The organism is Mesorhizobium sp. AD1-1 (assembly GCF_020164655.1).
Taxonomy (GTDB): Bacteria; Pseudomonadota; Alphaproteobacteria; order Rhizobiales; family Rhizobiaceae; genus Mesorhizobium; species Mesorhizobium ciceri.
The window spans coordinates 33,634-51,268 of record NZ_JAIUGP010000008.1; the positions used below are offsets into that span (position 1 = coordinate 33,634).

Below are 17,635 nucleotides of genomic sequence, written 5' to 3' on the forward strand. Positions count from 1 at the left end.
CAGACGGCCGCCTGGACAGTCTAGCGTGGATTGCGTCCCATCCGAAAGCCGCAAGATCATGATTGCCTCCCGGCACTGAGCCGGGCGACTGCGTCAACTTTGCGATGATCATCTTGAGAATCGTGGGGGCCCCGATCGGGGCCGCCATTCACATCTCCAACAGATCGGACAAGTCCTGGGTTTTAGTAGCCGCCCATGCCGCCACCGCCGCCACCCGCAGGTGCTGCATCCTTGGCCGGAATGTCGGTAATCATCGCTTCGGCGGTGATCAGAAGGGCTGCGATCGAACCGGCATCCTGGAGTGCGGTGCGCACCACTTTCGCCGGATCGACGATGCCTGCCTTGATCATGTCGACATAGACCTCGTTCTGGGCGTCAAAACCCTGATTGTGGTCCTTGCTGTCGGTGAGCTTGCCGACGACGATTGAGCCTTCGACGCCGGAATTCTCGGCGATCTGGCGGATCGGCGCTTCGAGCGCCCGCAGCACGATCGTGATGCCGGCCGTGACATCGGCATTGGCGCCGGTCAGGCCGCCAAGCGCCGAGCGGGCACGCAGCAGAGCCACGCCGCCGCCGGGCACGATGCCTTCCTCGACCGCCGCGCGGGTGGCGTTCAGCGCATCGTCGATGCGGTCCTTCTTTTCCTTGACTTCCGACTCGGTGACGCCGCCGACGCGGATGACGGCTACGCCGCCGGCGAGCTTGGCCAGCCGCTCCTGCAGCTTTTCCTTGTCGTAGTCTGACGTCGTCTCCTCGATCTGGCCCTTGATCTGAGCGACGCGCGCCTGGATGGTCGCCTTGGTGCCGGCACCGTCGATGATCGTGGTGGTGTCCTTCTCGATCAGCACGCGCTTGGCGCGGCCGAGCATCTCGATGGTGACGTTTTCGAGCTTGATGCCGAGGTCCTCGGAGATCATCTGGCCCGACGTGAGCACGGCGATGTCTTCCAGCATCGCCTTGCGGCGATCGCCGAAGCCAGGCGCCTTGACGGCCGCGACCTTGAGGCCGCCGCGCAGCTTGTTGACGACCAGCGTCGCGAGAGCCTCGCCCTCGACGTCCTCGGAGATGATCAGCAGCGGCCCGCCGCTCTGCACCACCGCTTCGAGGATCGGCAGCATCGCCTGCAGATTGCCGAGCTTCTTCTCGTGGATGAGGATGTAGGGCTCTTCCAGCTCGACGCGCATCTTGTCGGCATTGGTGACGAAATAGGGCGAGAGATAGCCGCGGTCGAACTGCATGCCTTCGACGACGTCGAGTTCGGTCTCTGCGGTCTTGGCTTCCTCGACGGTGATGACGCCGTCATTGCCGACCTTGTCCATCGCCTTGGCGATCATCTCGCCGACGCTGGCATCGCCATTGGCGGCGATGGTGCCGACCTGTGCGATCTCGGCCGACGACTTGACCTTCTTGGCGCGCGCCTGGATTTCCTTGACCACGGCGGAAACCGCCTGGTCGATGCCGCGCTTCAAATCCATGGGATTCATGCCGGCGGCGACCAGCTTGGCGCCTTCGCGCAGGATCGAGGCGGCCAGCACCGTGGCGGTGGTGGTGCCGTCACCGGCGAGGTCGTTGGTCTTCGAGGCCACTTCGCGCACCATCTGGGCGCCCATGTTCTCGAACTTGTCGGCAAGCTCGATTTCCTTGGCGACGGTGACGCCGTCCTTGGTGATGCGCGGCGCGCCGTAGGCCTTGTCGATGATGACGTTGCGGCCCTTGGGGCCGAGCGTGACCTTCACAGCATTGGTAAGGATCTCGACGCCGCGCAGCATGCGGTCGCGCGCGTCGGTGGAGAATTTGATTTCCTTGGCAGACATGATTTTTATCCAGTACGTTCGGAGAAAATAAGGTCAGGCAGCTTTCTTGGCGGCCACGGTCTTGTCAGTTGCAGCGGTCTCGCCCTTGTCGATGATGCCAGTCTCGTCCTTGTCGATGACGCCCATAATGTCGGCTTCCTTCATGATCAGAAGGTCCTCGCCGTCGATCTTGACCTCGGTGCCCGACCATTTGCCGAACAGGATGAAGTCGCCGGCCTTGACGTCGAGCGGAACAAGCGCGCCGTTTTCGTCGCGTGCGCCAGGGCCGACAGCGATGACTTCGCCCTCCTGCGGCTTTTCCTTGGCAGTGTCGGGGATGATGATCCCGCCCTTGGATTTGATATCGCCTTCGGCGCGACGAATGACGACGCGGTCGTGGAGTGGCCGAAATTTCATGGGAACTTTCTTTCTGGGGGCCGGCACAGGCGGCCACGCCCCTCCTCTATAGACGCGTTGGCACTCGATAGATAGGAGTGCCAAAAATTATTCGCGTACCAAATTAAATATTCAAAAGTATTATTTCAGCTGGCCGTTTCGTGATATCCGCAGAATGTCAAATAATTCAAAAGATTGAATTTTGCCGATCGAGTGCCTATTTATCGGACAAGTTCACTTTCACGATTTCAGGCACAAGGGAGATTTCTTCGATGGCCGAAGGCAATCAGACGATCATGGAAAAAGCTGAAGCCCGCTTTGTCGACAAGCAGAAGAAGACAGCGGAGAAAAACAAGGCGACCGCCGAATATATGTCCGAGGCAAGAGCCAGGGAGATCAAGACGGCAAGGCTGAGGGAGCTTCGGCTGGCCAAGGAAGAGGCCGATCGTGTCGCCGAGGCCCTCAATCCGACGCCGAAGAAGAAGCGGGTGACCAAGAAAGTCACGGAGGCCAAGACATGAGCCTCACCTTCCCCAACCGCAGCCGCAGCTATGACGAGGCGGGCCAGCGCACTCGTTTCGTCGGCCATGACGGCATGTTCCAGATCTCGTTCTCCGTCGCCGCCGACGCCATGGCCAAGATGCGGCCGGGAACCGCGGCCGATGAAGCCGGTTATCTCCAGACATTCGACACCGAGAGCAGCGCCATCCGCGAAGTGGCGTCGAAGGCCTACGACCGCACCCACAAGAGCATGTATGTGCTGACGGCGTCCGATTTCGGCTGATCAGTCCATTGCATGTCGCTCAAAACGACGATTAAAGATCCATCTCCTCGACCATCGCGCGTATCTTCGCAGCCTTTTCGAAATGGTCGAGGCGGTGGGTTCTGATCCACCATTCGGCGGCTTCCATCAGGAGTTCGGGGTTGTCGTTTCTGTTGGCGAAAAACGCATAGAACGACACGCCGACGCCGGCCCCCTTCTCGGAGATCTTGCGGTCGCAAATCTCCAGTATCTTCTGCTTCAGGCTGGCTCTCACGGGAATCCCTTGATCTGCGATGCGGCAGGCTTCCGCCGGCGGGCCGCTACGGATCAGGCCTTGCGCTCGGCCCGTTCGCGGCGTTTGACATCGCGGACATTCATCTGCACGACCATGTCCTCGGCCTCGCGCGGCCCCATCCCGACCATCACCTTTTGCCGGACCACCGCAGGCTGGCCGGTGAAGACATCGATGATGCTCCAGCTCTGGGGAAGCTCCATACGCAGCGTGTAGCGGTTGGCCATGCCGGTCAGCCTTGCATCGTGAAAAACACGGCGCCCAGGATCAGCACCGTCCAGGCGACGACCGACAGTTTCAGCACCATGCCGCCATGCACGGCCAGAAGCTTCCGCAGGTGCGACACACCTGCCGACGAGGCCGGTGCCGCCGCCAGGGCGGCAGGAGCCTTGAGGCCAAGTTTTCCAAAGACGGGCAGCAGCGACGGTTCACGCACGAAAGGCCTCGAATGTCAGGGAAAAGCGAAGCAAGAACGCTCGGCTCCCTTCCATACCACTCTTTTCGCGCGTGCCGGCATGCCAAATGCAAGACAGGACTGCTTTAACGTCCGGTCCGCACCGCCTTCGTAACGCACAAATCTATTCGTGGGGACTGACTGCCCTTGGGGCAGATTGGGACTGCTGTTCGACGCGAAATTTTGGAGGCCTCGCCTCGGAATCGAACCGAGGCTTCAGAGATTTGCCGTCTCCAGCGTAGCCGCTCCGCCACGAGGCCATGGCTGTTGAAGTAGCGGCCAAATATTTACGGAAAGGTTAATCCCGAGGGACTGTTCAGAATTTTCGGCACGATCTTCAGAACGTTCGCCAGCACATATTGCGGCCAGGTTTGCTGCCCGGCAGCGCCAACCCTTTGCCGGACCTCGCATCCCGCGCACGCTGCGATCCTTCACGCCTCAAGCGGCAGCCCGCCCCGTCTCGACCGAGGGCCTCCAGCACTGCGACTGGCGCTCTTCCCCTGAGCTAAGTGCTGCCGGCGCTGCTTTAACCCGCGTTTGCATTCGAAGGAAGAGAGCAGAGGCCCAACCAGCTTTTCCCTTGAACGGCGATCCAATCTGGTCTAGCCTCAGCTGAGAAAAGGTTTTCTCAAACAATTTCAGTCGGGCTCGGCCACCTGCCGGGCCTCTTTCAGATCGGTAAGAGAAAACCTTTTTCCAACTAAGGACTCTCGGCGCGATGCCATCGGACGATCTGCCTGTTCCGGTCTTTTCCAAGCCAGTCACCTTGCGTGACGTGGCCGCGCAGGCCGGAGTCAGCGTCGCTACCGCATCCAAGGCGCTCAACAGCCAGGGCCGGATGACAGCCGAGACGCGCGAACGCATTCGCGAGACCGCCCGGCGGCTTGGCTTCCGGCCCAACAGCCTGGCGCAAAGCCTGCTCCGACGCCGCAGCTTCACCGTCGGCCTGCTCACCAACGATACCTATGGCCGCTTCTCGCTGCCGCTGATGTCGGGCATTTCGGACGCGCTGGTCGACAATGGCGTCTCGGTGTTCCTGTGCAATGTCGAGGAGGATCCGCGGCTGGGCCAGATGCATGTCGACGCCATGCTCGACAAGCGCGTTGACGGCATCATCGCCACTGGCAAGCGCATCGATCGCCATCTGCCCGTCGACCTCTCCAATCTGCGCGTCCCGGTGATCTATGCCTTCACGCAGCCCGACCCCGACGCCGTTGCATTCGTCTCGGACGATGTTGGCGGCGCCCGGCTGGCCGTCGAGCATTTTTGCCGGCTTGGCCGCAAGCGCATCGCCCACGTCACCGGGCCGGCGAGCTTTGCCGTGGTGCACGCGCGCGTTCAGGCTTACCGCGACGTGCTCGCCGAAAACGGCCTGACGGTCAGCGAGCCGCTGCTCGGCTCCTGGTCGGAAGCCTGGGGTCACCAGGCGGTTGCGCAACTGTTCGACGGCAAAAGCGAAAGGCCGGACGCGGTCTTCTGCGGCAACGACCAGATCGCGCGCGGCGTCATCGATGCTCTGCGCGAACGCGGCCTCGACGTCCCCAGTGATGTCGGCGTCATCGGTTTCGACAATTGGGAGATTGTGGCCGAGGCGACGCGCCCGCCGCTGACCTCTGTCGACATGAACCTGGTCGCGCTCGGGCGCGAGGCCGGGTTGACCCTGCTTTCGCTGGTCGGCGGCAAGCCCGCCGCGCCCGGCATTCGAAAACTGCCGTGCCGGCTGGTGGTGCGGCAGTCATGCGGCCATCCGCCGGGTGGCTGAAAACGAAGCGCCGCGCAATCGGCGCCAAGCCGCGGACCGCGGCCAACCTTGGAGGAGGAGAACATGAGGAACCTGATTGCCAAACTGGCCCTGGCCGCTGCCGTTCTGGGCGGCGGTCTCGGCACTGCCGCCGCCGAGACGGCCAACATATGGGTGCGCGCCGACGGTTCGAATTTCATGCCGAGGATCGTCGATGCCTACAACAAGGCGCACACCAACCAGGTCAAGCTCGATATCATCCCCAATGCCGAGATCATCCCCAAATACGGTGCCGCGGCCGCCGGCGGCACAGCGCCCGACGCGCTGTCGCTCGACCTGATCTACACGCCCTCCTTCGCCGCAGCCGGCCAATTGGAGGACATCACCGACTGGGCAAAGTCCCTGCCCTATTTTGCCAGCCTGTCGCCGGCGCATGTGAAGACCGGCACCTACAAGGACCACATTTACGGCCTGCCCTTCTCCGCCGACGCCTCGGTGCTGATCTGGAACAAGAAGCTGTTCAAGCAGGCCGGCCTCGATCCCGAAAAAGGCCCGGCCAACTGGGCCGAGATCGCGGCCGATGCCGAGAAGGTCAACGCGCTCGGCGGCAACATCAAGGGCTTCTACTTCTCCGGCAATTGCGGCGGCTGCAACATCTTCACCTTCACGCCCCTGATCTGGGCGTCTGGTGGCGACATCCTGAGCGAAGACGGCTCGAAGGCGACGCTGGACAGCCCGCAGCTGCGCGGCGCCATCGATCTCTACCGCTCGATGGTCAAGAAGGATCTGGTACCGGCAGGCGCACAGACCGACACCGGCGCCAATTTCTTTGCCGCCTTCGCCGCCGGCAATATCGGCATCTCGCCGTCCGGCGCCTTTGCCATCGGCGCGCTCAACACCCAGTATCCCGACATCGATTACGGCGTCACCTTCCTGCCGGGCAAGGACAGCGGCTGGTCGTCCTTTGCGGGCGGCGACAATTTCGTCGTCACCAAGGGCACCACGAAACTGCCCGTGGTGAAGGAGTTCCTCGACTTCGCCTATTCGCTCGAGGGCCAGACCATCCTTGCCAAATACGGAAGCCTGCCGGTGCGCGGCGACATCGCCAAGGACGCGTTGAAGGATCTCGATCCGCGCTACCAGATCGCCGCCGAAGCCATGGCCAAGGGCAAGACGCCCTATTCGGTGGTGTTCAACGACCTGATCAACTCCGCCAACGGCCCGTGGACGCAGATGATCAACGAGGTCTTCTTCGGCGACGATGTCGATGGCGCGATAGCCAATGCGCAGGAAACGATGCAGTCGATCATCGACCAGGCGCCGCAGAAGTAGCGGACGCCTGCCGGCCGCCCGCCTGTCTCCCTGGGCGGGTGGCCGGATACCGCATCGCCAACGGCAGGGCTATCGCGTTGAGAAAAGACCCCCTCATCCGGCCGCTTCGCGGCCACCTTCTCCCCGCTGGGGAGAAGAGGCTGGCACCATCCCCGGCAACCTCCTCTCCCCTCGGGGAGAGGTCGGATTGCCCCGAATTGCTCTCTTCAATTGGGTTGGCAATCCGGGTGAGGGGGTTCTTTGCCAATGTCCCAATAGCATCGAGCGCGCAGCCATGACCGTCATCACCGCAGCAACCCCTGCCCCGCCCCGCGCCCGCAGGGTCGCCAGCCGCCACCAATGGATCGGCCTGCTCTATGTCGCGCCGGCTGTCGCGCTGGTCGTCGTCTTTTTCCTGATCCCGCTCGGCATGACGGCGTGGATGTCGCTGCACAACTGGCCCCTGATGGGCGAGCACAGCTTTATCGGCCTCGGCAACTATGTCGCCATCCTGCGCGACACCCGGTTCTGGAACGCGCTGCGCTTCACCGCCTACTACACCGTGATCGTCACCATCGCGATCTTCGTGGTAGCGTTTCCGCTGGCGCTGTTCGTCGAGCGGCCGCGGCCGCTGACCAATCTTTACCGGACGATGTTCTTCATGCCGGCGGTTGTCGGCTTTGCCTCGGCCAGCCTGCTCTGGTCATGGCTATTGAACGTCGATTCCGGCCTGTTCAGCCCGGCCGCCTACGACCTTGGCCTGATCGACAGGAAGTTCAACCTTTTGGCCACCTTCCAGCCGGCCTTCTGGTCGATCATCGCCATGGTCGTCTGGAAGGTCGCCGGCTTCACCATGATCATTCTGATGGCCGGCCTGCAATCGATCCCGCAGGATCTGCAGGAGGCGGCCGTCATCGACGGCGCCGGTCCGTTCGCCAGGTTCAGGGCGATCACTTTGCCGCTGATGCGCCGCACGCTGGCGCTGGCCCTGATCCTGTCGGTCGCCGGCTCGATCCTCGCCTTCGACCAGTTCTACATCATCCTGCGCGGCGGCCCACGCAACCAGACGCTGACGGCGGTCTACTGGATCTTCAATCAGTCCTTCGTGTCGTTCAAGCTCGGCTACGGCGCGGCTTTGTCGATGGTGCTGCTGGTGATCCTGGTGGCGCTCAGCCTCGTCCAGCTGTGGCTGCTGCGCAAGCCGGAGGGGCTCGACTGATGGCGCAGGCCGCTTCCCGCAACCGCCGGCTCTTGAGCCGCATCGGCGAGCATTCGACCGGCATCGTCGCCTCGGTGCTGTTTGCCGCGCCGATCGTGTGGGCGGTGCTGTCGGCGTTCAAGCCAGCGACCGAAGCGCGCCTGCCGCCGCTGCCGCCCTGGCCGACATCAGGCTTCTCGCTGGAGAACTACGCCACGCTCAACAGCTTCGGCGACGGGCTGTGGGTCTCGGCGCAAAACAGCATCTACGTCTCGGTGATGACCGTCGTGCTGTCGGTCGCCGTCAGCGTGCTGGCCGGCTACGGCTTTTCGCGGTTCCGGTTTCCGTTCAAGGACCTGTTCTTCATCCTCATCCTGTCGACGATCATGATCCCGTTCCAGTCGATCCTGACGCCGATCTTCCTGGTGCTGACCAAGCTTGGCCTGCACAACACGCTGACCGGCCTGGTCGGCGTTTATGTGACGCTGCAACTGCCGTTCTCGATCTTCATGATGCGCAACGCCTTCGACGCGGTGCCGCGCGAGATCGAGGAAGCCGCCCGCATGGACGGCGCCGGCAATCTCACCATGCTTTGGAAGGTGATGCTGCCGCTGGTCTGGCCGGGCGTCGTCACCATCGCCCTGTTTGCCTTCCTCGGCGCCTGGAACGAATTCCTCGCCGCCCTCGTGCTGATGACCGATCAATCCAAATTCACGCTGCCCGTGATGATGACCGCACTGCAGTCGGGCCGCTTCGGCGCCATCGACTGGGGCGCGGTGCAGGCGGGCGTCACCGTGATGATGGTGCCGTGCCTCATCCTGTTCCTGGCGCTGCAGCGCTTCTACATCCGCGGCCTGATGGCCGGGGCCGTCAAATAGAATGGAGTAAATTCATGACCGCATCGCCATCCGCAAAAACCGGGAAACCGAAGCTCGCCTTCCGCCCGCTGCCGGTGCCGCAGGTCGACGTGCACGGCTTCTGGGGCGATCGCGCCGACGCTGTCGCCGCCCGCACCGCCGATATCCTTTACGAGCGCTGCTTGGAGGCCCGCATGCTGGAGCAGATCGATCCGGACCGTCCCTCGCCCGGCATAGTCATCCCCTTCCACTCGCCCTCTCCCGACGAAGCCGACCGCCAGGGCGCGGAATTCACCGGATCGACGGTGACCACGCAGATGTTCTGGGATTCCGATCTCGGCAAGACGATCGAGACCGCGGCCTATTCGCTGTACCGGCGCAAGAATCCCGAACTGGAGAAGAAGATCGACGCCGTCATCGACATGTATGGCAGGCTGCAGCAGGAGGACGGCTATCTCTCCAGCTGGTACCAACGCATCCAGCCCGGCAAGCGCTGGACCAATCTGCGCGACTGCCACGAGCTCTATTGCGCCGGCCATCTGATCGAGGGCGCGGTCGCCTACTACCAGGCGACGGGAAAACGCAAGCTGCTCGATATCATGTGCCGCTATGCCGACCACATCGCGTCGGTACTCGGCCCGGAGCCCGGCAAGAAGAAGGGCTATTGCGGCCACGAGGAGATCGAGTTGGCGCTGGTCAAGCTGGCACGGGTGACCGGCGAGCGGAAATATATGGAGTTGGCCAGATACTTCATCGACCAGCGCGGTCAGCAGCCGCATTATTTCGACGAGGAGGCCCGCGCCCGCGGCGCCGACCCGAAGGCCTATCATTTCAAGACCTATGAATACAGCCAGTCGCATATCCCGGTGCGAGAACAGAACAAGGTCGTCGGCCATGCTGTCAGGGCGATGTACCTCTATTCCGGCATGGCCGATATCGCGACTGAATATGGCGATGATACGCTGCGAGCAGCACTCGACCTTCTGTGGGACGATCTCACCACCAAGAGTCTCTACATCACTGGCGGACTGGGGCCGTCGGCGCACAATGAGGGCTTCACCAGCGACTACGACCTGCCCAACGAAAGCGCCTATGCCGAGACCTGTGCGGCGGTCGGCTTGGTGTTCTGGGCCAGCCGCATGCTCGGCATGGGGCCGAACGCGCGCTACGCCGACATGATGGAACGCGCCCTCTACAACGGTTCGATCTCGGGCCTGTCGCTCGACGGCTCGCTGTTTTTCTACGAGAATCCATTGGAAAGCCGGGGCAAGCACAACAGGTGGAAATGGCACCGCTGCCCGTGCTGCCCGCCCAATATCGGACGCATGGTCGCCTCGATCGGCAGCTATTTCTACAGCCTGGCCGACGATGCGCTGGCCGTCCACCTCTATGGCGACTCGACCGCGCGCTTCGATATATCGGGCGTCCCGGTGAGCCTGACACAGGTCAGCAGCTATCCCTGGGACGGCGCCGTCGACATCATGCTCGAACCGCGGGCGCCGGTCGAGTTCACTTTGCACCTGCGCATTCCCGCCTGGAGCGCCAGTGCCGGGTTGAAGATAAACGGCGAAGCCATCAGGCTGGCGGATATCACCAGCGACGGCTACGCCGCGATCAAGCGGACATGGAAAAAGGGCGACAATGTCCGGCTCGATCTCGAAATGCCGATCGAGCGGCTTTATGCCAACCCGCAGGTGCGCCAGGATGCTGGTCGCGTCGCGCTGTCACGCGGCCCGCTGATCTATTGCGTCGAGGCATCAGACAATGACAGCCAGCCGCATCGCCTGACGCTGCCGCGGACGGCCACCATCGAAGCGCAGCACCGGCCGGAACTTCTCGGCGGCGTGGTGACGCTGTCGACCGCGGCACTTGCCGATGTCTCCGACGGCTGGCAGGACGGGCTCTACAGGCCCGAGCCGCCGGCCACCGCCGAGACGCAACTGACCGCCATTCCCTATTTCGCCTGGAACAACCGCGAGCCCGGCGAGATGCTGGTATGGCTCAGGGACGGCTGAACGAGGTCGGTGTATCGGCGATGACCGATCCAAGCTCAGCCGCGGTCGATGCCGCGGTTTCGGGCTTTTGGTCCATATAGCGCAGACGCAGGCGCAGGAATGGCGCCTCGACGCAGGTATAGCTGAGATAGCCGATCGGGATCGTCGCCACGAAGCACAATGCGGACCAGAGGCATGCGACGTAGAAATTGCTGATGCTCATGACATTCGTGTCTATGAACGCTGCCAATTGCATGACGAAGAACAGGTGCAGAAGATAGATCGAATAGCTGTAGGCCCCAGCCTTCTCCAGTACCCTGAATGGCGGGCTTGTTCGCTTTCTCGAAAAGCTCGTGTCGTAGTAGGCGATGCCGAATGAATAGGCTGTCGCCTCCAGGGTCGGCAGGATGATCCATATCCAATGAGGCGACGGATAGCGGCCCAGTTGGTAAAATCCGCCGGCTGCATCGAACCACCAGAAGAACCCCGAAAAAGCCATGAGAACGGCCAGCGCCAGCCAGTGTTGGTTCTTCGCGTGGGCACGCAGGTGAAAGGCAAGAATGCCGGCCAGGAACTGATCCGCATGGCCTATGATGGTTGCGGACGCCGCCGACTGCACTTCGCCGATCTGCACATACAGGACGGACCTCAGCACAATGGCTGCCGCGATGAACAGCAAGGGCGCGAACACAAACCGCCTGGATACCATCAACAAGAACGGCAGCAACAGGTAGAAGTGCGCTTCGATCGTTATCGACCAGCCGCCATTCGGGAGGGTGGGAAAAAGAAACCCCAATCCGACGCCCGTGAAATACCCGTCGAGGGACTGGCCGGCCACGTACCTGCGGCAGGCCTCGATGCATAGCATGGCCAGGAGAAGCGGAAGCAGCCTGAGGGCCCTGTTGGCAAAGAAGGGCAGATAGTTGATCTGCTTTCCATCGAGCAGCTTGGCGAACAGGTAGCCGGAAAGCGCCATGAACAGGGAAACGCCAGTATGCCCTTCATCCAGAACGCTGAAGATAGGAAGAGCCGGCACGAAGTCATAAGGCACGGGGCCTTCAGGAGAAGCATGAAGGAAATGCCAGGTAAAGACAAGAAAGGCCGCCAGGCCACGAACATGATCCAGCGCTGGGTAATGCTCTCCGGTCGAGGATTTCATGATTGGCCCACGCGCACCGTGTCCTGCGCCGGTGTTCAGGTCATCGTTGGGCGAGAACTGTTTTCAATTCATTAAACCCTCACTGCGGAGACTTCCGAAATCAGAGATTTGCTTCGCAAGGTGCTGTGGCCTGCAAGCATCCGGAGCCAAACACGACTGAAGCGTGCCGCGTCTGAGCGGATCACTTCTGGGCGGATCACTTCTGAGCGACGGTCAGCCCGATCTCTTCCGCCACCAGTTCCTGCAGCCGCCACAGATTGCGGTCGCGGATGCCGCAGGCTTCGAGGTGGCGGATCGTCTCGAATAGATATTGCGCGCCCGAGCCCCAATGACCGACGGCTGTCACCAGCGTCGCCGCGATCGCCTGCTTGTCGAGCTTGCCGGCATAACGCGGATTGGCGGGATCGACGACGAAGCCAAGCGCGCGACATGGGCCGCCTTCGGTCCTGACCTGCAGCAAGCGCAGCACGTTGACGGCGGGCAGGATGGTCATTTCGCGGCGCAGCAGCGCTTCGAGGTTGGCCGCCACCGGTTCCGCGATCTCGAACACCACGCCCTGGCACTGGCCGCCGCGATCGAGCGCCATCATCAAGCCGGGCTGCTCGACCGTGCCGCGAAAACGCTGCACCGTGAAGCAGAACGAACGATGCCAGCCGCTGGCCACCGCGCGTTCTCCGCCCCTCACCTCGCCGGCGGGCTTCCACAGCAGCGAGCCATAGGCAAATAGTTTCAGCGGCCCGGCCGGAGCGCCGGCCAGCACCTCGTCGCGGATACGCGCATAGTCGGCATCGGTCATGTGAACCATGCCCGGCGTCGGCCCGGCATCCTCGACAGCACGCATAGTGCGCGCGACCAACGCCTCGGTCAGCGCCATCGGCGTGTTGCGCGGCACGGACTTGCGCGGCGATATGGCAGAAATCGGCTGGTTCATTTCATACCCTCTACCGTCGCCGTCATGTTGCCGAAGGCAGAGGGATTCTCAAGGGTCCATGTGACCGGCGCAAAATTCAACGGCCGATGCCGGGCGGGTGACCCTCCCGCCCGGCATCCAATCATTCTAGTGCTTGGTGCTCTTGCCGCCGATGGGGATGCGCCTCATCTTGTTCTGTGCCTTCTCGGATTTCGGCAAGGTGACGAACAGCACGCCGTTGCGGAAATCGGCAGCGACCTTGTCTTCTTCGACTTCGAAGCCGATCGGAATGCGACGTTCGAAGCGGCCGTAGAACCGCTCGGAGAACTGACGTTCCTTGTCGTCGGTTTCGGCGTGTTTTTCGCCGCGCAACGTCAGGACGCCGTCATCGAGCAACACCTCGATGTCCTTTTCCTCCATGCCAGGTATCTCGGCGGTCACGCGGATTTCCTTGTCCGTTTCCGAGATTTCCACGCTAGGCCAGCCACCGCCCGCTGAAGAGAGCCTGCCCAAGGATGGAAGACGTGAACCGAAACCGCGGAACATGTCGTCAACAAGGCGGTTCATCTCGCGATGCAGGCTCATGAATGGGTCCTGATCGCGGTCGCCTGAGAGGGTCTGAACCTGGTTTGGATCGCGACCCCATGGCATCAGATCACGAATGGTCATTGCATTTGCTCCTTTCTTGATCCTGTCTATCGTTCGTTTGCATGCTCTGGTTGCCATGCTCGGACGATGCGCGTCTGCGCCATTGGCGCTCCGGTCCAGTTGGAAACGCCTGGATCAGTGGCGGGGGCTCGCGCACCTGAGCCTGCCCGAGGGCCACCGCCCCTGACCCGCGCGGCGCCCGTGAAGCCGGCGCCTCGTCGGCACTGGTGCGGAGGATTTTGGACTCCGTCGCGGGTGGGTCAAGACCTCGTAATGTAATGTGATTGGTGCATGCAGGTGCCTGCGTCACCGGTGCTGTCCACATCAGTCGTGCCCTTCGATCGGCACTTCGCGAAACAGTGGTCAACCGCCAGCTTGATGTCTGCTGGACCGGAGCCGCCTCGGCCTCAACGCGCGGCTGGTCGGCTGGATCGGCGGTCTCGAGGACAGGGAACAATGCCGCTGGCAGGCCGTTCTGTTCCTTGCCGGAGGATGCCATGAACGACGCGTCGGCACAGCCCGCTGCCCCCGTGCTTTCATCGGCGGAGCGTGTCAACACGCTGTCGCATTTTCACCGCGCCGAGATCGCTCGCATGGCGGGATGGCGCGACCGGCTGGACAGGACAACCAACTGGGCAATCACGGTGGTGGCGGCGCTGCTTTCGGTATCGCTGTCGACGGCCAGTGCGCATCACGGCGTGCTGCTTTTCGCCATGCTGCTGATCTTGCTGCTGCTATGGATCGAGGCGCGCCGCTATCGGTTCTTCGATTTCTATCGGGCGCGCGTACGCCAGTTCGAGCGCCACTATTTCGCGCAGATCTTTTCCCCACAGCCCGACTTTGCCTCGGACTGGCTGCTCATCGTCGGGGAAGGCCTACGCGCGCCGAAGTTCCTGCTGTCGCAGCGCGTCGCGCTGGCCCGTCGGCTGCGGCGAAATTACATCTACCTGTTCCTGATCCTCTTGCTGGCCTGGGTGCTCAAGATATCCACGCCCAGCCTTCAAACCGTGGGCGTCAGGACCGGCTTTGCCGGTTCGCTTCGCGAAGCCGTAGACAGCGCCGCCCTTGGCCCCGTTCCCGGTGTGGCGATCGTGGTTGTCGTGGCCGCATTCTATGTCGGGTTGCTTGCCATCGTCTTTTTCACGGCCGATAACGACGGCGAACTGTCCTTTGGCGACGTGCATGTTTGACGTTGATGCCCGGCAACACGCCGCTGCAACGCAAACGGCGGCCCGCGCGCTGAGATGGTCGGTCCGCCGAGACGTTTGAGGGAACGGAACTTCGCGCCTAGATGCCGAAGAACTGCTTGCCAACCATGTAACCCAGTGCCGCCACGACCAGCGGAAACAGCGCCGGCGCGGCTTTGCCCAGAAGGGAGACCTGCGGGTCCTTCGCCGGCGTATGACGTGCATTGCCGAGATTCTTGGTCATTGCTTGCCTCAGGTTCGAAAGACTCATTAGCAAATGCTGATTAACAGCATGGCCGCATTAACGGCTTGATAGGAAATCAACTCTGATCAGATGCAAATTCTAATGATCGGCACATGAACGGCAAAGACGCGCTGCCCTATTTGGCGGCGTTCCAAGCATTGACGGGGACGCGCGGCCGTTCGCGGCAATCGACAAAAACACGCCCGAACAACAAGATGGCTCAGGAACTCGATTTAGCAGGTGAGCGCCAGCTCCGAAGCCGGTGCAGTTCATCCGCCGCCTCGCCCGAGCTCGGGGTCGAACGCATGTCCGCGGCGTAGGCAGGCCGCCTCCCGTCAAAAAATTCGCAAACCAATGTCGGACTGGCTAGGCTTCGTCCGTCCTTGGGGTATCGAACAGGCATTCATGAAAGGATCCAGCAATGCCCGGCACCGTACGTTTGCACCGCGTTCTGACGACCAGCCCTGAAAAGGTCTATCGCGCCTTCGTTGAAGCGGACGCGCTGGCCAAGTGGCTTCCGCCAAACGGCTTCACCTGCACGGTCCATAATTTCGAGGCAAAGGTCGGAGGCACGTTCAAGATGTCGTTCCGCAATTTCACCACCGGCGACAGCCACGCCTTCGGCGGCGAATACCTTGAACTCGTTCCGGGCGAGCGCCTGCTCTACACCGACAGGTTCGACGATCCCAACCTGCCCGGCGAGATACGGGTGACCGTGGTCTTGAAAAAAGTGTCGGTCGGCACTGAAATCGACATCACCCAGGCCGGCATTCCGGACGTCATTCCGGTCGAGGCCTGCTATCTCGGCTGGCAGGAATCGCTCAGAAATCTGGCAAAGCTCGTCGAGCCCGAGATCAATCAGTAGGCTGCGGATGGCCGGGAGAACGGCCGTTTCTGGCCTGCCGAAGCCTGAAACTTGGACTGTGGCGGGAACTGCCCTTTGTCGCTAGCAATTCATCATTGCGGCACCCCTGTGCCTGGACGTGTCGATGAAGAATGCAGCGGAGGTTGAAAAAGCATGACTCTGACCAACCGAGACATCGTCGAGTTGACGGCGTGGCGGCGCCAGCTGCACCAGTATCCGGAAATCTCGAATGAAGAGGAGAAGACGGCAAAGGAGGTCGTCGCCTTCCTCGCCGATACGGGGCCGGACAAGGTGCTGACACAGCTCGGCGGGCACGGCGTCGCGGTCACATATGACAGCGGCAAAGCAGGGCCGACGGTGCTGTTCCGTTCGGAACTCGATGCCTTGCCTATCGAAGAACTTTCAGGCGTGCCGCATGCGTCGCGCGTGCCGGGCAAGTCGCATATGTGCGGCCATGACGGACACACCGCCATCCTGGCATCCCTCGGCCGGCAGTTGGGGCGCGAGCGGCCTGCAAGTGGCCGCGTCGTGCTGATGTTCCAGCCGGCGGAGGAAACCGGCAATGGCGCAGCCGGCGTCGTTGCCGATCCCCGCTTCGGCGAGATCGCGCCGGATTTCGCTTTCTCGCTGCACAACCTGCCTGGCGTGCCGTTCGGCGAGGTGCGGCTCAAGCCCGGCGTGGTCAACTGTGCGTCACGCGGCATGCGCATCGTGCTGGAGGGCAAGACCGCCCATTCATCCATGCCGGAGACCGGCACCTCGCCGATGCTGGCGATCAGTGAGCTGATGCCGGCGCTGCCGGCGCTCGGGCGCGGAACCTTCGCCGACGACGACTTCTCCATGCTGACCGTCACCCATGCCGCGATGGGCGAAGCCGTGTTCGGCATCGCGCCTGCTCATGCGCAGGTCTGGGCAACGCTGCGCACCCGGCGTGACGAGCGCATGGCGAATCTTTGCGCTGCTGCCGAAGCACTGGTCGCCAGGATCGCCGGCGAGCATCGCCTTACCGCCCGCTGGGACTATCACGAGATCTTCGTCGCCAGCGTCAACGCGCCGGACGCGGTGGAGCATCTGCGGCGCGCGCTCGATGAAGAGGGCGTATCGCACGGCGAAGAGGCCCTGCCGATGCGCGCCTCGGAAGATTTCGGCCTGTTCGGCCATAGTGCCAAGTCGGCGATGTTCTTCCTCGGTGCGGGCGAGCGGCACCCCGCCTTGCACAATCCCGACTATGACTTTCCCGACGACCTGATCCCGATCGGGTCGAGGATCTTCATGCGCACGGCACGCAATCTCCTGGGCTGACCTCCGCCAACTCCAACGCCGAAAGGAACATGCAATGCCAAAGATACCGAAGAACACGATTTGCCTTTGGTTCGACAAGGACGCCGAGGCTGCGGCGCGCTTCTACGCAGAGACCTTTCCCGACACCAGCGTGGGCGCCGTTCACCGTGCGCCGAGCGATTTTCCGTCCGGCAAGAAAGGCGACGTGTTGACGGTCGAATTTACCGTCGCCGGCATTCCCTGCATCGGATTGAACGGCGGCTCCACATTCAAGCAGAACGAGGCCTTCTCGTTCCAGATCGCCACCGACGATCAGCAGGAAACCGACCGCTACTGGAATGCCATCGTCGGCAATGGCGGCCAGGAGAGCGTGTGCGGCTGGTGCAAGGACAAATGGGGCGTGTCCTGGCAAATCACGCCGCGCACGCTGACCGAGGCCATGGCGGCCGGCGGCGAGGAAGCCAAACGCGCCTTTGATGCGATGATGGAGATGACGAAGATCGACGTCGCGGCGATCGACGCAGCCCGGCGCGGCTGACCTC

Annotated in this window: 21 protein-coding genes and 1 tRNA gene; 12 read left to right on the forward strand and 10 right to left on the reverse strand. The window is 62.3% G+C overall.

Annotated elements, in window-relative coordinates:
- Positions 1-182 precede the first annotated feature (182 nt).
- Together groL and groES are read right to left on the reverse strand one after the other, a co-directional pair.
- A complete protein-coding gene (gene groL / locus LB519_RS16645; protein WP_224620633.1) occupies positions 183-1,814 on the reverse strand; it encodes a chaperonin GroEL in 1,632 nt (543 codons plus the stop codon).
- A 33-nt stretch (positions 1,815-1,847) separates the two neighbouring features.
- Positions 1,848-2,210, reverse strand: a complete 363-nt coding sequence (groES, locus tag LB519_RS16650) for a co-chaperone GroES (RefSeq protein WP_013530533.1) — start codon at positions 2,208-2,210, stop codon at positions 1,848-1,850.
- Positions 2,211-2,461: 251 nt separating this feature from the next.
- On the opposite strand from groES, the gene LB519_RS16655 reads away from it, so the two are divergent.
- Together LB519_RS16655 and LB519_RS16660 are read left to right on the forward strand one after the other, a co-directional pair.
- Positions 2,462-2,710 (forward strand): hypothetical protein, encoded by a 249-nt coding sequence (locus tag LB519_RS16655; RefSeq protein WP_013530532.1) that lies wholly within the window; start codon positions 2,462-2,464, stop codon positions 2,708-2,710.
- Entirely contained in the window at positions 2,707-2,973 is a 267-nt protein-coding gene (locus LB519_RS16660; RefSeq protein WP_224620634.1) for a DUF1488 domain-containing protein, read from the forward strand. Before LB519_RS16655 ends, LB519_RS16660 begins: the two co-directional genes overlap by 4 nt.
- Positions 2,974-3,004: 31 nt before the next feature.
- Here the strand turns inward: LB519_RS16660 and LB519_RS16665 are convergent, their stop codons facing one another.
- The 4 genes from LB519_RS16665 to LB519_RS16680 form a co-directional block, all read right to left on the reverse strand.
- Positions 3,005-3,226, reverse strand: a complete 222-nt coding sequence (locus LB519_RS16665; RefSeq protein WP_013530530.1) for a DUF6500 family protein — start codon at positions 3,224-3,226, stop codon at positions 3,005-3,007.
- Between the two features lie 53 nt (positions 3,227-3,279).
- Complete coding sequence (locus LB519_RS16670; protein WP_027160878.1) at positions 3,280-3,471, reverse strand: hypothetical protein; 192 nt, start codon at positions 3,469-3,471, stop codon at positions 3,280-3,282.
- A 5-nt stretch (positions 3,472-3,476) separates the two neighbouring features.
- Positions 3,477-3,680 carry a hypothetical protein gene (locus LB519_RS16675; RefSeq protein WP_027160879.1) on the reverse strand — a complete coding sequence of 68 codons (204 nt, stop codon included), beginning with the start codon at positions 3,678-3,680 and terminating at the stop codon, positions 3,477-3,479.
- A 202-nt stretch (positions 3,681-3,882) separates the two neighbouring features.
- Positions 3,883-3,958 (reverse strand) — tRNA-Cys (locus LB519_RS16680).
- 458 nt (positions 3,959-4,416) lie between these two features.
- On the opposite strand from LB519_RS16680, the gene LB519_RS16685 reads away from it, so the two are divergent.
- The 5 genes from LB519_RS16685 (at position 4,417) to LB519_RS16705 (ending at position 10,820) form a co-directional block, all read left to right on the forward strand.
- On the forward strand, positions 4,417-5,460 hold the full coding sequence (locus LB519_RS16685; protein ID WP_063172678.1) for a LacI family DNA-binding transcriptional regulator: 1,044 nt from the start codon (positions 4,417-4,419) through the stop codon (positions 5,458-5,460).
- 63 nt (positions 5,461-5,523) lie between these two features.
- Positions 5,524-6,771, forward strand: coding sequence for an ABC transporter substrate-binding protein (locus LB519_RS16690; protein WP_013530526.1), 1,248 nt, complete (start codon positions 5,524-5,526; stop codon positions 6,769-6,771).
- A gap of 274 nt (positions 6,772-7,045) precedes the next feature.
- Complete coding sequence (locus LB519_RS16695) at positions 7,046-7,969, forward strand: carbohydrate ABC transporter permease (protein ID WP_224620635.1); 924 nt, start codon at positions 7,046-7,048, stop codon at positions 7,967-7,969.
- The gene (locus LB519_RS16700) at positions 7,969-8,826 is read left to right on the forward strand and encodes a carbohydrate ABC transporter permease (RefSeq protein ID WP_127366280.1); all 858 of its coding nucleotides are present in this window, start codon (positions 7,969-7,971) and stop codon (positions 8,824-8,826) included. Before LB519_RS16695 ends, LB519_RS16700 begins: the two co-directional genes overlap by 1 nt.
- Positions 8,827-8,840: 14 nt before the next feature.
- The gene (locus tag LB519_RS16705; protein ID WP_224620636.1) at positions 8,841-10,820 is read left to right on the forward strand and encodes a glycoside hydrolase family 127 protein; all 1,980 of its coding nucleotides are present in this window, start codon (positions 8,841-8,843) and stop codon (positions 10,818-10,820) included.
- Here the strand turns inward: LB519_RS16705 and LB519_RS16710 are convergent.
- The 3 genes from LB519_RS16710 to LB519_RS16720 form a co-directional block, all read right to left on the reverse strand.
- The gene (locus LB519_RS16710; RefSeq protein WP_224620637.1) at positions 10,807-11,958 is read right to left on the reverse strand and encodes an acyltransferase family protein; all 1,152 of its coding nucleotides are present in this window, start codon (positions 11,956-11,958) and stop codon (positions 10,807-10,809) included. The genes LB519_RS16705 and LB519_RS16710 overlap by 14 nt on opposite strands.
- Before the next feature lie 196 nt (positions 11,959-12,154).
- Complete coding sequence (locus tag LB519_RS16715; RefSeq protein WP_224620638.1) at positions 12,155-12,889, reverse strand: gamma-glutamylcyclotransferase; 735 nt, start codon at positions 12,887-12,889, stop codon at positions 12,155-12,157.
- Between the two features lie 126 nt (positions 12,890-13,015).
- A complete protein-coding gene (locus tag LB519_RS16720; protein WP_013530520.1) occupies positions 13,016-13,537 on the reverse strand; it encodes an Hsp20/alpha crystallin family protein in 522 nt (173 codons plus the stop codon).
- Between the two features lie 476 nt (positions 13,538-14,013).
- On the opposite strand from LB519_RS16720, the gene LB519_RS16725 reads away from it, so the two are divergent.
- Positions 14,014-14,706, forward strand: a complete 693-nt coding sequence (locus tag LB519_RS16725) for a DUF2270 domain-containing protein (RefSeq protein ID WP_224620639.1) — start codon at positions 14,014-14,016, stop codon at positions 14,704-14,706.
- 97 nt (positions 14,707-14,803) lie between these two features.
- On the opposite strand, the gene LB519_RS16730 is transcribed toward LB519_RS16725, so the two are convergent.
- Positions 14,804-14,947: a hypothetical protein gene (locus LB519_RS16730; protein WP_013530518.1), complete on the reverse strand. Its 144-nt coding sequence runs from the start codon at positions 14,945-14,947 to the stop codon at positions 14,804-14,806.
- 113 nt (positions 14,948-15,060) lie between these two features.
- Here LB519_RS16730 and LB519_RS16735 point away from each other — a divergent pair, with 113 nt between their 5' ends.
- From LB519_RS16735 to LB519_RS16750, 4 genes are all read left to right on the forward strand, one after another.
- The gene (locus LB519_RS16735; protein WP_224620640.1) at positions 15,061-15,267 is read left to right on the forward strand and encodes a hypothetical protein; all 207 of its coding nucleotides are present in this window, start codon (positions 15,061-15,063) and stop codon (positions 15,265-15,267) included.
- A 101-nt stretch (positions 15,268-15,368) separates the two neighbouring features.
- The gene (locus LB519_RS16740) at positions 15,369-15,812 is read left to right on the forward strand and encodes an SRPBCC family protein (RefSeq protein ID WP_013530517.1); all 444 of its coding nucleotides are present in this window, start codon (positions 15,369-15,371) and stop codon (positions 15,810-15,812) included.
- 153 nt (positions 15,813-15,965) lie between these two features.
- The gene (locus LB519_RS16745; protein ID WP_013530516.1) at positions 15,966-17,114 is read left to right on the forward strand and encodes an amidohydrolase; all 1,149 of its coding nucleotides are present in this window, start codon (positions 15,966-15,968) and stop codon (positions 17,112-17,114) included.
- A 43-nt stretch (positions 17,115-17,157) separates the two neighbouring features.
- A complete protein-coding gene (locus tag LB519_RS16750; RefSeq protein WP_027160885.1) occupies positions 17,158-17,631 on the forward strand; it encodes a VOC family protein in 474 nt (157 codons plus the stop codon).
- The last annotated feature ends 4 nt before the right edge of the window (positions 17,632-17,635 follow it).